Source organism: Paenibacillus sp. J2L1-98 (genome assembly GCF_056269405.1).
Window position 1 is genome coordinate 56699 of sequence record NZ_JBWDNW010000018.1, and the last position, 16465, is coordinate 73163.

The following is a 16465-nucleotide window of genomic DNA, read 5'->3' on the forward strand; positions in this document are numbered from 1 at the left end:
TAGAGCATTCGGATAGGGAGACGATTAAGAGGGGATACTAGACTAGTAAGTCCCATAATTCGCTTTAAATTGTGACGAAAAGGTAAAAATACCACTATCCTCAAAAGTATAGATACCGCTACAATTGCTTTATCCTGGGTTAGGAGGCAGACTGCTATGAATTGGAACTACTATAATACGTTCATTACCGTTTCGCCGGACTGCCCGGCGGAGTTCGGGACGGTGCCTCCGGACAAGAAGAGCGGACGGACGAAACCGAGTCTCGAATACGAGCTGGCCGCGGGTCAGCCGTACGGGTATACGCAGGAAGAGCTGATGTACGAGGTGCATGTTCGCCATAAGGAGATTGCGCCAGAGGAGCTGGAAGCAAGGGGGGCGGAAATTCGGAATGAGTTTTTTTCAAAGCCGATGGCTTGTCTAAGGGCCTCCATGCTTCCTAAGAAATATGGCTGGGGCATTCATTTTAACGAGGCTGGCAAAATGGCGCTCATACCTGTGGAATCAGCCGAATACCATCGCTTCGTTGAAGGCGGGCACCATAACGTGACCGTGCTGCCGGGGATGCGGAACAGCAAAAAATAACGGCGAAAGCTGGATCATTCTATCGTCATTTTAAACAGAGAGCCGATGTATCCTTACGGATGTGCATCGGCTTTTGTCATATAGAGATGTATGATTGACCTGACATACAATTAATATGATAGGTAATTATACCTATTCACGATTGCGTACATTTTGTCGATTAATGTTTTATCATGGACAGCTGGAGTTGATTTAATGGCCGTATTTCGGAAACTTTCATTAACATTCAAATTTATTTCTGTAGTTGGATTAATTATTGCAATCGTTCTAGGCTCCACTTTATTTGTAAATTTAAAGCAGCTAAGGACGTTAAGCATAGCAAACGGGGAGCTTCAAGCGGAGAAGGCAGGCAAAGACTACGCGACAAAGTTTCAAAATAATGTTGCGGCGCTGGAATCAACCTTGAAGGGATTGTCGGAGCTGCTGGCAGAAACGCGAACCAGCCAAAGTCTCTCAAGGGAGGAAGCCGTTTCCATCATGAAGCATATGCTTGGAAAGCGCCCGGAAATATTAGGCCTCTACACGCTCTGGGAGCCTAACGCATTCGATCATAATGATGCAGCGAACCGGAACAAATCGGATTATGACGACGCGACGGGACGATTCGTGCCTTATCTTTTTCAACAGAACAAAAAAATCATTGCCGAGCCTTTAAAGGGCTATGAAACGAAAGGTACCGGCGACTATTACCTTATCCCGAAGGCGAGCAAAAAGCTAGCTTATATAGAACCGTATACATATGAGGCAGCAGGCGAGAAAGTGCAATTGATATCAATCGTCCAGCCTATACTCGACGACTCGGGAGCTTTTCTAGATCTGTCACTTGCTCAGCTTCAAGAGGAGGCAGCGCAGTATAAACCGCTAGGCGGATATGTCTCTCTTATTAGCGCAAACGGCATCTACGCTGCCAATCCGAATGACCCGGAATCGGTATTAAAGCCGTACGGCGATCGGCCTGAGAAGGAGCAATTATGGCAGCAGGTTAAGAACGGACAGAAGATGAAGGCTTACACGGTTAATTCCAAAGGAATCGAAGTGCTGCGCGCATTTGAGCCTATTAAGCTGCCGGGCAGTGAGCAGACTTGGTATACGCAGGCTGCAGTTTCGAAAGATGTTATTTTGGCATCATACAACCGGGACAGAACAAAAGCCGGCATTGCGGCGCTGGCAGCGATGCTGATCTTGGCAGCCGTTATGGCGTTCCTTATATGGCGCATGGTCGTGAAGCCAATTCGAGCGCTATCGGATAAGCTGCAAGTGATGGCGCAAGGAGACCTGACACAGCAGCTGCAGATCCGAACGCTTGATGAGTTTGGGGTTATGGGTGGGCATTTTAATGAAATGACCGGCAAGCTTCGCGGCATGTTCCAGCTGGTCTCCGATTTATCGATGGCGGTTGGAGCAACCTCGCAGCAGTTGACAGCCAGTGCAGAGCAGACGGGCAAAGCAGCCGAGACGATCGCCGTTTCGATTGGACGCGTCGCCGAAGGCGCGCAAAATCAGAATGATTACGCATCGGAATCGTCCCAGGCGATGAGTGAAATGGCGATCGGCGTTCAGCGGATTGCGGATTCCTCATCGGCTGTATCGGTATCCGCCGAAGAGGTGGCCAATCAGACGAAGCAGGGCAGCGCACAACTTCAAGCTGCAGTAGCGCAAATGGCCGAGCTTCAAAGGTCGGTAGAGGAGACCGGAAGCGCGATTCAGCGATTAGGAGAGCGGTCACATCAGATCGGCGGGATGATCGATATGATCACGAACATAAGCAAGCAAACGAATCTGCTCGCATTAAATGCGGCGATCGAAGCATCTAGAGTCGGGGAGCACGGAAAAGGTTTTGCCGTCGTGGCCTCGGAAATTCGGAAGCTGGCAGAGCAAACGAAACAAGCGGCGGAGCAAGTGACGGATTTGGTTGAAGATGTGCGCATGGATACGAAGCATGCATCGCTAACCATGGCAGTCGGCAACGAGAAGGTGCAGCAGGGCGTCAAGAGCGTAACGGACAGCGGTCTTCTATTTGCATCTATCCTGACGGAAATGTCCCAGGTTAATGATCAAATTCAGGAGGTATCGGCCGCAGCCCAGCAAATGACAGCAAGCACCGAACAAATTTCTGCCAGTGTCGTGCAGCTTGCCGATCTTGCTTCGGAGGCCTCTGCCGATTCGCAAAGCGTTGCGGCGGCATCGGAGGAGCAGCTGGCGTCCATGGAGGAAATTTCCGCTTCGGCTGAAGCGCTTAGCACGATGGTGCAGGAGCTGCTGGAGAAACTGACTCAATTTAAAATATAAGCAGACAGGGCTGGCATAGCGTTCGGTGGAAACATTCACTGGGCATATGCCGGTCTTTTTTTTAAAATACAATCCACCGTAAATATCTGGTAATTTGGTTTTCTCGTTCTTTATCTTATGGAGAACAAGGCCCCATTTGAAAACGGAAGTATCCACTGGACATACTCGGTCCGTGTAGTCTGCAATCATAACGGTGAAATCGATTTAACTCAAACAAACCAACGCCCGGACTGGACGTTGGTTTGTTATTTTTCAGTTGACGTTGATGATGAGGCGCATTGACATGACGGGACTGTTACCAAACAATGTTGCCGCAGAAGCAGCTTCTCCATCATTTCTGTTTGGTGTGCAACATTTGTGCAAACGTTGTCATTTAAACAGAAATTGATGAATATACATATCGAAACAGGATAAATCGAAGAAAATGAATTGACAGCGCTTTATTTCCAGTATTAATATGAGGATAGGTAAACGCTTTCATCGCTCTTTTTTTGGTATTAAACGCTGCGGAAAGAGGCGTGGAAGAAAGGTTTGCATTTATTTCGCTTTTTGTGCAAACGATTGCATGGACTTTGCAGCTTTCAATGAGGAGAGAGAAGGAGGTGTTATGTCAGAGAATGCCAGCTGTGTAAAGGCTTTCTTCCTTTTATGATTTGAACGGGCTTAACGATAAATGAGGAGGTTCATCCGAATGAGCTTTGTTTTAAAGCAAAAGAAAATGCTGTCCATGGTGCTTATTGCAGCTATGATCTGGTCGATAATCGGCACAATTCCGCTGCAAGCAAGTGCCGCAGCTTCTGATAAGGTTGTGCTTGTCGGCAATTTGCAATCTGAGCTCGGCGCAGGCGCGGACTGGGATCCGGCAGCCGGAGCAACCGAGATGATTGACAGCGGCAGCGGATATTATAGCTTTACCGCCGCTTTGCCTGCAGGCGATTATGAATACAAGGTGGCTCTTAATGGCAGCTGGGATGAAAGCTACGGCTTTGGCAGCTATACGAACCCGAGCGGTGAGGAAAACGGCGGCAATATTAAGCTGTCTATCGCAGAAGCGACCGAGGTAACCTTTTATTATAATCATAATACTCATCAAATCGCTGACTCGACGTATTACGCTCCGTTAGCTGGCGGCAAGCTTCCCCGGATCGTAGGGAGTCTTCAGACTGAAATCGGGGATTCTGCAGACTGGTCGCCGCTATCGGCGCTCGCGCTATTGGAGGACTCTGATTTTGACAGCGTATATACCATCACTAAGGATGTGCCCAAAGGAGATTACGAATTCAAAATCGTGTTGGGAACGACTTGGGACGATGAGGCGTATCCGCAAACAAATGGGGCGCTCAGCCTTCCGGAGGACCTGCCGGTAACCTTTAAATACAATGCCAAAACGCATGAGGTGTCGGCCGATTTCCAGGCGCCTGTTGAACCGGAGCCGGACCCGGACCCGGTGGATCCGAATTTGGATCCGGTGCCGGCTGGCCATCTTCGCATTCACTACAACCGGACCGATGGTCTCTATGAGAATCAAGGAATATGGGCTTGGGACGAAGTTGCCGCGCCATCTACGGGCTGGCCGCTTGGCGCAGCGGCTTTCCCGGGCGACAAGAGGGACGGCTACGGCGCTTATGTAGATATTCCGCTCGCCGATAACGCTAAGAAAGTAGGCTTCCTAGTTGTTAACCGGTCAGATGGCGCGAAGGACGGCGGTGATAAAGCGGTCGCAATTAGCTCTCCAGAAATGAATGAGGTTTGGATTCAGCAAGGCTCTGATAAAGTCACTTATTATGAACCGGCAGAGCTTCCGGCTAATACAGTACGGGTCCACTACGTTAGAGACGATCAAAATCAGAGCGCTTACGGCTTGTGGCTGTGGGATCAGGTGGCTGTGCCATCGACAGGCTGGCCGACGGGCGCTTCTGCGTTCGCTGCGGACAACGTAGACCGCTATGGCGGTTACGTGGATATTCCGTTACAAGAAAATGCGCAAAAAATAAGCTTCCTGGTCGTCAATCGCACATCAGGCGATAAGGACGGCGGGGATCGAACCTTTAACCTTCTCGATCGCTACGATCAGCTTTGGATCAGACAAGGCGACAACGCCGTATACGTTTCCCCATATTGGGAGCTGCCTACCGGCCTTGTTTCCGCAGAAATATTATCTGAAAGCAATCTTCTGCTCGGGTTTACGATGACCGACGGTCTCGCGGCGGATGAATTGAAGAATGCGATCACTATTACGGATAAGAACGGCGCAGCCGTTGCTGTTCAACAAGTCACGCTAAATCCAGACAAGAAGACCGCCTTGGTAACGGCCGGTATTCAACTGAATAATACGCCGCTGAGCGTCACCTATCAAGGGAAAACGATATTGGCTGCTGCAGGCTGGCGAATGCTCGACGAGATGTATGATTACGAAGGAAATGATCTTGGAGCGAGCTACGATTCGGATTCGGGAAATGTTATTTTGAAGCTCTGGGCGCCAAAAGCAAGCTCCGTCGTTGCTAACGTCTACGATAAAAATGATTCCACAACGCTTGTCGGCAGCTTGGATTTGACGAAGGGCGACAAGGGCGTATGGATGGCAGCGATTGAACCGTCTGATCTGGATGTCCAAGGCATAACCGATTTGAAGGGCTATTTCTATCAATATGAAGTAACGAATGACGGCGTAACCCGAAAAGTGCTCGACCCGTACGCGAAATCGATGGCGGAGTTCAGAGTCAACACGAAAGGTGAAGCAGGACCTGACGGGGATGCGGTCGGTAAAGCGGCAATCGTTGATTTAAGTGAGACCGATCCTGCGGCAGACTTTGATTTTGCCGATATCGACGGTTATGAGAAACGGGAAGATGCGATTGTTTGGGAGGCGCATATAAGGGATTTTACATCCGATCCTTCGATCGCAGATGATTTGAATGCGAGATGGGGCTCCTACGGCGCCTTCAAGGATAAGCTGGATTATATCAAGTCGTTAGGCGTTACCCATGTTCAACTGCTTCCGGTTATGGCCTGGTACTTTGGCGACGAGGCCAATATGAACGAGCGGGAGCTTGCGTATTCGGCTGTAGATAATGAATACAACTGGGGCTATGATCCGCACAGCTATTTCTCGCCGGACGGCGCTTATTCGGAAAATGCGGCAGATCCCGAGCTTAGAGTCAAAGAATTAAAGGGACTGATCGATGCCATCCATGATGCCGGTATGGGGGTTGTGCTCGATGTGGTCTACACCCATATGGCGAAAGCCAGCTTCCTGAATGATATCGTTCCTAATTACTACGCGTTCCAAGATGCGAACGGAAACAACATTGGCGGCTTCGGAAACAATCTGGCGACTTCTCACAAAATGGCGGAGAAGCTGATGGTCGATTCCGTTAAGTATTGGTTCGATGAATATAAAATCGACGGTATGCGCTGGGATATGATGGGCGATGCCACTTATGACGCCGTTCAGCATGCTTATGATGCCGCGGCAAGCATTAATCCGAACGCGCTCTTTATTGGCGAAGGCTGGAGAACGTTCGGCGGCGCTGCCTCCGATGCTTCGTTAGCGGGCAAAGGAGCGGATCAAGATTGGATGGACAAAACGGACAATGTCGGCGTATTCTCCGATGAGATTCGCAATGAATTGAAATCCGGCTTCGGCTCGGAAGGGGAGCCTAGATTTATAACAGGCGGCGCAAGAAGTATTGCATCGATTCTGAATAACATTAAGGCGCAGCCCGGCAATACGCCTGCCGATGATCCGGGTGACATGGTGCAGTATATTGAAGCCCATGACAATCTCCCGTTGTACGACGTTATCACGCAATCGATCAAGAAGGATCCGGCCGCAGCGGCCAATAATCTGGAAATTCACAAGCGGATACGACTGGGCAATTTGTTGATCTTAACGTCTCAAGGCACGGCCTTCCTGCATGCAGGGCAAGAATACGGAAGAACGAAGCAATGGCTGGGAGAAGGCATTCCGGAGCAAAAATATCATGAGCTGAGAGACGCAGCGGGCAATCCGTTTGGTTATTTTATTCATGATTCCTATGATTCCTCGGATGCCATTAACAAGTTTGATTGGCAGAAGGCTAATAATGCCGTGCAATTTCCTGTAAACCACGTTACGAAGGAATATACGGCAGGATTGATCGAGCTTAGGAAGCATACGGATGCGTTTCGGCTAGGCGACAAGGATTTGGTTAATTCCAACGTTACGCTTATCGATGCGGAGGAAATGCAAGCAAGCGACCTTGTTATCGGCTACAAAAACAAAGCAACCGACGGTACAGGAAATTACTATGTACTTATGAATGCGGACAGTACGGCAAGAACGCTTACGCTTTCGGAGGATTTAACCGGAGGCACGGTGGTTGTAGATAATGACGAGGCAGGAACCCGGGCCGTATCCGATCAATCCGGCTTTGAGCTGACAGCGGACTCGATCACGCTTGAGCCTTTGACGGCTGTCATTATTAAGATGGAGGCTGCGGCGCCGGTGCTGACGGAGCTGGAGCTGGACAGCGCGAGCTATCCGCTGCAGGTCGGCAGCACTCACCAAACGGAGGTTTACGCGAAATACAGTGACGGCAGTAAGAGAAAAGTGACGGGCGCCGCTGCATATTCGTCCGATAAGCCAGCCGCAGCGGCGGTTTCGGTGAACGGTTTAGTAACAGCAGCTGGAGCAGGGAGTGCAATCATCACGGTCTCTTATAACGGACTAACCGCGAGCGCTGCGGTAGCTGTTTCAAACGATTCGGTGAAGCGTTATGTCCAGCTGAATTACATCCGTCCGGATAAAAACTATACGGATTGGAATCTTTGGGTCTGGAACACCGGTGTGAAAAATGACCAAATTCTTTTCGATAAAGTCGAAAACGGGATTGCCACGGTCATGCTTGAAATCTCGCCGGATACGACAAGCGTAGGCTTCGTGCTTCGCAAAGGAACAGACTGGAATACCGCAAAGCAGGACATTCCGGATGACCGCGTCATCACGATCGCGCCGGATGCGGCTTTTACAAAGGTGAATATTACGAGTATGGTCAGCCAGCTTGATATTTTGCCTGCTGTTAATGGACCTGTTCTGAAGGATGGCGGCATTACATTCCTATACCGGGATGACGAGTTATTTAAAGATGGGAATATGAGCGCTCTGACAGGCGTGAAGGTGAAGGTAAACGATACGGCGTATGACATGGTTTATGATGCGGCAAAGGAATGGTTTGCTTATTCTCTGACCGATGTAGAAGGCGGCACGTACGAATATACCTTTCTTGTAACGAAGAAGGATGAAGCTGAAGTTGAAATAACCGATCCGAAGAACACGCAGGGCGGCAAGTCACTCATCACGTATCGCAAGCCTGTCGTAACGATGACGGCGGCGGTTAACCCGGCCGCGGTATCGTATAACGAAAATGCGGTGCTTACCGTGCAGGCAACCGCTTCGGAAGAGGTTGCTTTTACAGAAGGCTATATGGACCTGACAGCATTAGGCGGACCGGCAAAGGTTTATTTTGATACCACGCTGCTCGCTCAATCGATTGCTGTGAAGGACACCGTTACAGCCGGCAGAAAGGAAATACCGATTACACTGATCGACGAGTACGGCAATAAGCATACGCATACGGGATCGGTAACGGTTAAGGCGAGAACGTTTGCCGGAAAACTCGACTTTGACTGGGATGAGGCACGCATCTATTTCGCACTGACCGACCGTTTCGCGGACGGCGACGCGGCGAATAATGCGGATGTGGATAAGGGGCATCTCGAAGCTTATCACGGCGGCGATTTCAGAGGGATGATCGATAAGCTGGATTATTTGCAGGAGCTTGGCATCAATACGCTTTGGATTACCCCGATTGTTGACAATATCGATTTCAACAAAGGCGTCGACTTTAACAGCAAGCAATACGGCTATCATGGTTATTGGGCCAAAGATTTTACAAAGCTCGACGAGCATCTTGGCGATATGGATACGTTCAAGGAGCTTATCAATAAGGCTCATGACAAAGGCATTAAAATTATGGTCGATGTGGTGCTTAACCATACAGGCTACGGCTTGAAAGCGGATGAAAGCCGCCCTGGCATTACACCGGAGGACAAAGCGCGCTTTGAGGGCATGCTGAGAACAAATGGCGTTCAAGCAGACGTAAATCCAATCGAAGGCGAATTGGCAAATCTGCCGGACCTCAAAACGGAAGACCCGGCCGTGCGCGATAAAATAATCGCTTGGCAGGCAGGCTGGCTGGAACGCGCTAAAACGGAGCGCGGAGATACGATTGATTACTTCCGCGTAGACACGGTCAAGCATGTGGAGAGCACGACGTGGAAGGCATTCAAAAATGCGCTGACAACGATCGATCCAAACTTCAAGCTGATCGGCGAATATTTTGGCGGTACGGCAGACAGCGACGGAGGCATGCTTCGCAGCGGCCAAATGGACAGTTTGCTTGATTTCAGCTTTAACGACAAAGCGAAAGATTTTGCAAACGGCTCGATTGAAGCGGTTGACGCTTATTTGGCGGATCGTGAGACAAAGCTGGATAACACAAGCACGATGGGTCAATTCTTAAGCAGTCATGATGAGGATGGCTTCCTCTCTCACTTTGTGGATGGAGACAAAGGAAAGCTGAAAATCGCAGCAGCATTACAGATTACGGCGAAAGGCCAACCCGTCATTTATTACGGGGAAGAGCTGGGGCGCTCGGGAGCTAATGCGCGTGACATGAGTGCAGGCTTATTCAGCGAAAATCGCGGAGATATGCCGTGGGATCAGCTGACGGCGGAGCAAGCGCTTCATGACCATTACGAGAAGCTGCTGAATATTAGAGCTAAGTTCTCGAAGTTATTTGCCAAAGGCGCGCGCACAAAGCTGGCTGGCTCGGATGCGTCAGGATATCTGGCTTTCAACAAGCAGTATAACGGCGAAAATGTCGTAACGGTTATTAACACGGCGGCAGCTAGCCAGCCGGTTGCGCTAACGGTTCCATTCTTGGCCGGTTCACAGGCAAAAGACGAATACAGCGGAACGCTTTACACGGTTTCAGCTGGTGGCAAGCTGACGATTGACGTACCTGGCAGAAATGAAGGCGGTACGGTTATTCTGAGCGGAGTATCGACTAACGTGCCGACGCCGAATGCGCCGGAGAGCGCGCCACAGGCGCCTGACGTTCAGGTTGTTGATGAAAGCAGCTTAAAAAACGGCAAGGACGGCAAAGCGTCGGTGCAAATGGATGAAGGGAAAAACACAGTGCTTCTGCCGCTTCATGCAGCGGCTGCGCTGGGCGGCAACGCGTTGGAGCTGAAAGCAGGCGGAATTACGATTACGCTGCCGAGTGGAGTGCTAGCTTCGGTTCAAGGCCTCGTGCCCGTAGGCGAAGCGGACGGCTCCCGCATTTTATTTGAAGCGAAGCAAGTAGGTTCAGCAGAAGCGGGCGCCTTGATCGCCCGGACTCAGGCAGGTCAAACGAATGTGAAGGCTGCTTCGTTGGTCTATGAATTCCACTTAGGCATTCTTACGAAGGACGGAAAGGCGATTCCGGCTGCGAAGTTTGAAAAGCCGATTACGCTCACCTTCAAAGTCAACGCGAATGCAGATAAAGACATCATCGGCGTCTACTATGTGAGTGATGACGGCAAGCTTGAATTCATCGGAGGAACGTTGAACGGTGACAGCATGACGGCGGAAGTATTCCATTTCAGCAAATATGCGGTCCTGGAATACGACAAGTCGTTTATAGACGTTCAAGCCGGTCATTGGGCTTCTGCGGCCATCAAGTCCTTGGCTGCGAAGCATATCGTGACGGGCATTAACGATAAGCAATTCGCGCCGCAAGCGAACGTAACCCGCGCACAATTCGCGGCTATGCTCATTCGCGCGCTTGGCGTCAAGGCGGAAGGCACAGCGGTCTTCGCGGATGTTGGCGCGGATAAATGGTATTCCGCTTACGTGGCGGCAGCCAGTAAGCTTGGCATCGTTAAGGGGCGCAACATCAATGAGTTTGCGCCAAACGAAACGATTAACCGTGAGGAAATGGCGGTCATGATCGTACGGGCGTATGAGGTGAAGATGGGGCAGGAGGGCACTGCGGCGACGGCTGTAGCGGCGTTTGCTGACCGCAGCCTGATTAGCGAATGGGCCGCCGCAGCAGTTGCTGCCGCAGCAGAGCTGGGACTGGTTAAAGGCAGAGCAAATAATGCCTTTGTGCCGAAAGGCAAGATGACGCGTGCTGAAAGCGCGCAGGCCATCTTTAACCTGTTGGGCAAATAAAAGAAGAGGGGCTGTCTCCAAAGGTCAGATTAGACCGGAGGAGTCAGTCCCTATTTTTGTTGAGCCCGTTAAATATATATGCCACATACTATTTATTGTGGAGCAGTGAGATACGCTATGTCTATTCCTTCCCATGCCGAATAAACAGCCAAACGCCGAACAAAACTAATGCGCCGGCCGCCAGCTGATAGCCCGTTAACGCTTCCTTCAGAAGAACCCAAGCGAGCAGGGAGGCGATGACAGGCTCGCCGAGGACGGACATCGATACCGCGGCGGCGCTCATATGCTTCAGCAGCCAATTGAACAGATAGTGGCCGAATAGCGTCGGAACGATCGCCAGCAGCAAGAATATGCCCCATTCCTTCGTGCTGTAGCCGGTAAAGGAATTGCCCAGGGCGATATTATAGATGGCGAGCGCAGTAGCGGCAAGAGCGAATACCCAGAAGTTATAAACGAATGCGCTCATATCGTTCCGCAGCTGCTTGCCGATTAGCACATGAAAGGCAACCGCCGCCGCGCCAAGCAAGGAGAGGACGTCGCCGAGCAGCGCTTCTCCCGAGAGCGCAAAGTCGCCTGATCCAATGATGATAGAGCCAATGAGCGCGATGCCCACCCCCCATAGCATCATGCGGTTGGTCCTTGTGCGGAACAGCAAGTAAGAGCCGAGCATAACGATGACCGGCTCCAGCGTTAAGATTACGGTGGAGCTGGCGACCGTGGTCAGCCGCAGCGAAGCCATCCAAAGCAAAAAATGCAGCGCCAGCATGATGGCCGAGGAGGCTAACAGCCGCCACTGCCTTGCGCTCAGCCGGAACAATTCAGCCCGATATTTGAGGACGAGCGGAAGCATAATTAAGTTAGTTAAATATAGCCGGTACATCGCGATGACGGCTACATCGGCATCGGACCAGCGAACGAATATAGAAGAAAACGAGATAGCGATAATCCCGACAATGTACAGCAATTCATAGGCGGCGATTGATTTGGTGCTGCGGTTCATAAATGAATTTTCTCCCATACTTGCAAAACCCCTGACCCAAACGCAGCGGCTGCGTTTGAAGAGTCAGGGGCTCTCATTTTATTTTTTGTAACACTTATACGGTCCTGCCTGTTATCCGGCTTGTCCAGCCGAAGGCTTTGCCGCCTTCTCAAGCTCTGCATCGAAATACTGCTGCAGTTCCGCGACCTTCCTTACGTCCTCGAAAGAGGCCTTTCCAGCTAAGTAACGCTCAGCGAACACTTCCCACTGCGGAACGATCTTCTGCGCATTCATCGTACGAATCGCATTTTTGACCATTCTTCGTTCCTTTGCATTGGTGTACATATCCTTGTACTGCTGTTTCAGCCCGAAGTCCAGCTCGCCAAAAATTTTGCGGAATACTTCAGCCGTCATGCGGGCGTCATCCAGCGCGCGGTGCGCTGAGCCTTCTGCGGTTATTTCGAGATCGATGAGAGCGGCTTCGACGCTGACATCGTTCGTAACATTTTTATAGCGAATGTAGCCCTTCAACAGGTCGAAATAATCGGCTGCCATCCAGAAGCTGTCATCGAGCTTATGCATCCGCGTATCATACACAATTCGCTTCAAGTCCTCGCCGCCCCAAGTGAAGAGCAGGAATGTATCGCTTTTGTTCAGCCATGCCGTAAAATCGCCGATAACCTTCGGGAAGCGGCTCGCTGTGTCGATGTCTTCCTGCGGAATTCCGGTTTTCTTCTTGATAAAGCTGTTCAGCTTAGAGAAGTAAACCGGCTTGATCAAAGCGGAAAATTCATCAACCTGCTCTAGTTGGCTATTTAAACGAACTGCGCCAATCTCAATGACCTCCATGGGCAATTCGCTTGCAAACTTGCGTCCGTTAAATTCAATATCCAAAATAATATAGTCCAAAATCCTAACCTCCGATAGATAGCCTGTGTTCTCTATTCTATCAGAAAAAGCAATCCAGAAGGAAACTACAATATGGTAGAAAGCTTTTGCACATTATTTTTGGTTCTTCGCCAAATGGGCAGGCTATCCCAATCGTTCAGAATGCTCTCGTTCAATGAACGAAAAAAGCCCGTTTAGTTCGATTTTGCCCGCTAAAAAGATACCCGTTTAAGAAATTGGGTCATTTAGTATTGTTTTGCCAACTTAAATCGCCGTTTTCATCATATACCTCGAAAAAATCGCAAATTAGATTCGCAAAATCAAACTAACCGACCACTTCTAGCACGGAGCAGTCCATTAGTTTTACAAAATCACACTAAAAGCTATCCATCTCAGCCCTGCAGCGTTTCCGATGACTAAAAACCATCCCCATACTAAGCGAATAGCATTTCCGTTTTACGGTAAGAGATGGATTTTTTCGAGCTTTTCATTTCCATAAAAAAAGCCCTCAGCTCCAGCCGTTATGGCGGAGGCTAAAAGGCCTTGTTTGCTAGGAGCGCTTCGTCCGGCGGGAATTAAGCCATAACGGGATGCGGAACAATAGATTGATGAGCAGCACGACAAATACGAGGACGGCTGCCGCCTTCTGGGCAATTTCCTGCGCGTCGCCGACGATAGCTTCGGACTGCACATACCAGAGGTGAACGGCGAGCGTAGCGCCGGGCGAGAAGAGGTTGAAATCCCACATTTCGCCTGACGTAGATACGCCTGCGGTCAGGATGATGACGGCGCTTTCCCCGAACGCGCGGCCGGCAACCAGGCAGATGCCTGTTATGATGCCGTTAAGCGAAGCTGGGAGAAGCGCGCGCATGATGGTTTGCAGATGCGTGCCGCCAAGCGCGAAGGAAGCGCTCTTCAGCTCCTTCGGCACCGCACGGATCGATTCTTCGGTTACGCGTGTCAGTACGGGCAAATTAAGAAAGGCCAAGCTGACCGCTCCGCCGAGAATGGTTAAGCCAATCTCGAAATATTCGACGAACAGCGCGATCCCGAACAAGCCGAATATGATGGATGGCACAGAAGCGAGTCCTTCTACGCATATGCGGACGAAGCCGATCAGCTTATTGTCGGGAGCGAATTCCGCCAAATAAATGCCTGCGGCCATTCCGAGCGGAATCGAAATGACCAAGGATATGAACAGGATGTAGAAGGAGTTCAGCAGAGTCGGACCGATGCCGCCGCCTTCCTCAATCTCGCTCGGCAGACCGAATATAAAGTCCCAAGTCAGCTTTGGCAGCCCATCCTGCAAAATAAGATAGAGAAGGCCGAATATAAACGCGATGATAAGTACGCCAAGCGACCAAACCACGCCTGTGAAAATGCGGTCCTTTACCCGGTTGAGCCCGTTTTTGCCGCTAAATGGATTCGTTAAGGGGTTCGTATGGATAACTTGCTTCATGCCCCAGCACCCTTTCTTTGCAGCCAGCGAATGGCAACGATCATAATTAATGAAATGACAAGGAGCAGGAAGCCCATCAAATAAAGCGCGTAATTCCAGGTCGAGTCAAAAGGAACGTTCGAAATTTGCATAACGATGTTGCTTGTGAGTACGGAGGTAGGCTTGAGCAAGCTGTCGGCCAGCTGCGGCGTATTGCCGATTACCATCACAACGGCCATCGTCTCGCCGATCGCACGGGCCATACCGAGGATGACAGCGTACATGATTCCGCTTTTGGCCGATGGAAGCTGCACTCTCCATACCGTTTGAAAGCGGGTGGCGCCAAGCGCGTAGGATGCGTCGCTGAATTTGGACGGGACCGCGCTGATCGCATCATCGCTTATGCGGCTTACGGTAGGCAATACCATGATCGTAAGCACGAGCGCAGCGGCGAGCAGACCGTCGCCCATGCCGCTTCCGGTGACATTCCGAATCAACGGAATAAGCACGGTTAAGCCGAGGTAGCCGTAGACGACGGAAGGGATGCCGACGAGCAGGTCCAGCACCGGACGCAGCATGTTTTTGAGCCAAGGCGGAACGAAGACAGATAGAAACACGGCAATGATTAAGGAAACCGGCACACAGATGAGCAGTGTTAACGCGGTCAAAGCAAAGGTGCCGAACAGGAAAATAAGAGCGCCGTACTGTTCATTCTCGGGATTCCATTCAGCGGATAAGAAAAAGTCTGCCAGCGAAATTTGACTGAACGTCAAAACGCCGGTACGGAACATGAGCAGCAGAATGAGTAAGAGGATGAGACAAACAAAGCCGGCAGCGGCGATGCAGATGTAACGAAAGAGACGATTCGTAAAAAACAGGCGAGATCTCCGGTCAAACGGCTTGCTGCTGCCTGCCAGAATAGCGCTGCCGAGCTCGGCAGAGAGTCGCGGCTGCCGAGCGGTATGAGTGGATTCCAACATAATAATAGGCTCCTCCAAGCGAAATCGGCTGACGCCGGCCTATTGGCAGCTAAGCACGTTTCGCGGTGAAATAGGGATGGCGTCATAATGAAATGTAAATGCTATTGCAGGAAAGAACGGCCGGCTTAAGCGCTCATTAGCGCATGCCGACCGCTCTATTTCGAAACTAATCTATTTAATTGCCGAGATAGGAATGAATTTAAGCTTTTTCAAAGATCCGTTTTGGAACTTTGTGCTCTGTACGAATTTGATGAATTCCTTCGTTGCGCCAGTCGGCTGGCCTTTTGTCATGTAGTAGCCGTAGCCCCAAACTTTGTATTTGCCGTTAATAACGTTAGCTTCAGTCGGCGCGATACCGTTGATTTTCACAGCCGTCATTTTGTCCGTTACGTAAGCAAGGTCCATGTAACCGATGGCATTAGGAGTCGTTTCGATTGCCGACTTCATGTCGCCGCTCGTTTTGACTTCCTTGTAGTTGTCGCCTTTGGTCATAAAGCTTGTACCGTCAAGCGCTTTGTCCTGGAAGTTGACGCGGGTGCCTGAGCCGAATGTACGGTTAACGACGATAATTTCAGCATCTTTGCCGCCAACCTCTTTCCAGTTTTTAATTTTGCCGGAGAAGATGCCTTGCAGCTCTTTAGTCGTCAGGTCCGTTACCGTTACGTTTTTGTTTACAACCGCTGCGAAAGGAATAACAGCGACTTTATGAGCGACTTGTCCATCAAATTTTTTGAAGCCGGGTACGTCCTTCGATGCATCCCAGTCTACGGCTCCGATGTTAGCGATGCCTTTGCGAACGGCTTGCGGTCCCGTAACGGAGCCTGCAGCGGAAGCGGAAATTTTTACTTTAGGGTTCAGCTTCTTGAATTCATTAGCCGCTTGAAGGGTGAGCGGCAGCAGGGCAGAGGAGCCGTTGATGACGATTTTGCCGCTTAGCTTGCTGGCTGCGGTAGCGGTAGGTGTGGAAGCAGGAACAGAGCTGAACCCGATTACAGCGATAAGCGCTGCGATCGTTAATTGTTTAAACCATTTCATTAGAAAAGACCTCC

Annotated in this window: 8 protein-coding genes; 3 read left to right on the forward strand and 5 right to left on the reverse strand. The window is 50.4% G+C overall.

The window, feature by feature from the left end; translation table 11 throughout:
• The first annotated feature begins 156 nt into the window (after positions 1-156).
• From AC0YNZ_RS23900 to AC0YNZ_RS23910, 3 genes are all read left to right on the forward strand, one after another.
• Entirely contained in the window at positions 157-582 is a 426-nt protein-coding gene (locus tag AC0YNZ_RS23900; RefSeq protein WP_475828996.1) for a DUF6157 family protein, read from the forward strand.
• A gap of 195 nt (positions 583-777) precedes the next feature.
• Positions 778-2871: a methyl-accepting chemotaxis protein gene (locus AC0YNZ_RS23905; RefSeq protein ID WP_475828997.1), complete on the forward strand. Its 2094-nt coding sequence runs from the start codon at positions 778-780 to the stop codon at positions 2869-2871.
• Positions 2872-3562: 691 nt separating this feature from the next.
• Entirely contained in the window at positions 3563-11131 is a 7569-nt protein-coding gene (locus AC0YNZ_RS23910; RefSeq protein ID WP_475828998.1) for a pullulanase, read from the forward strand.
• Between the two features lie 121 nt (positions 11132-11252).
• Here AC0YNZ_RS23910 and AC0YNZ_RS23915 read toward each other — a convergent pair whose 3' ends face one another.
• From AC0YNZ_RS23915 to AC0YNZ_RS23935, 5 genes are all read right to left on the reverse strand, one after another.
• The gene (locus AC0YNZ_RS23915) at positions 11253-12131 is read right to left on the reverse strand and encodes a DMT family transporter (RefSeq protein ID WP_475829045.1); all 879 of its coding nucleotides are present in this window, start codon (positions 12129-12131) and stop codon (positions 11253-11255) included.
• A 111-nt stretch (positions 12132-12242) separates the two neighbouring features.
• Positions 12243-13019, reverse strand: coding sequence for a 3'-5' exonuclease (locus AC0YNZ_RS23920; protein WP_475828999.1), 777 nt, complete (start codon positions 13017-13019; stop codon positions 12243-12245).
• 529 nt (positions 13020-13548) lie between these two features.
• Complete coding sequence (gene pstA / locus AC0YNZ_RS23925; RefSeq protein ID WP_475829000.1) at positions 13549-14457, reverse strand: phosphate ABC transporter permease PstA; 909 nt, start codon at positions 14455-14457, stop codon at positions 13549-13551.
• The gene (gene pstC, locus AC0YNZ_RS23930) at positions 14454-15416 is read right to left on the reverse strand and encodes a phosphate ABC transporter permease subunit PstC (RefSeq protein WP_475829001.1); all 963 of its coding nucleotides are present in this window, start codon (positions 15414-15416) and stop codon (positions 14454-14456) included. The genes pstA and pstC overlap by 4 nt, the downstream gene beginning before the upstream one ends.
• Before the next feature lie 171 nt (positions 15417-15587).
• Positions 15588-16451, reverse strand: coding sequence for a phosphate ABC transporter substrate-binding protein (locus tag AC0YNZ_RS23935; RefSeq protein ID WP_475829002.1), 864 nt, complete (start codon positions 16449-16451; stop codon positions 15588-15590).
• Between the last annotated feature and the right edge of the window lie 14 nt (positions 16452-16465).

Excerpts from the sequence above, each read along its gene's own strand:
- AC0YNZ_RS23910 (WP_475828998.1), top strand. The coding sequence starts at position 3,563 with ATGAGCTTTGTTTTAAAGCAAAAGAAAATGCTGTCCATGGTGCTTATT.
- AC0YNZ_RS23915 (WP_475829045.1), bottom strand. The coding sequence starts at position 12,131 with ATGAACCGCAGCACCAAATCAATCGCCGCCTATGAATTGCTGTACATT.
- pstC (WP_475829001.1), bottom strand. The coding sequence starts at position 15,416 with ATGTTGGAATCCACTCATACCGCTCGGCAGCCGCGACTCTCTGCCGAG.
- AC0YNZ_RS23935 (WP_475829002.1), bottom strand. The coding sequence starts at position 16,451 with ATGAAATGGTTTAAACAATTAACGATCGCAGCGCTTATCGCTGTAATC.
- pstA (WP_475829000.1), bottom strand. The coding sequence starts at position 14,457 with ATGAAGCAAGTTATCCATACGAACCCCTTAACGAATCCATTTAGCGGC.
- AC0YNZ_RS23905 (WP_475828997.1), top strand. The coding sequence starts at position 778 with ATGGCCGTATTTCGGAAACTTTCATTAACATTCAAATTTATTTCTGTA.
- AC0YNZ_RS23900 (WP_475828996.1), top strand. The coding sequence starts at position 157 with ATGAATTGGAACTACTATAATACGTTCATTACCGTTTCGCCGGACTGC.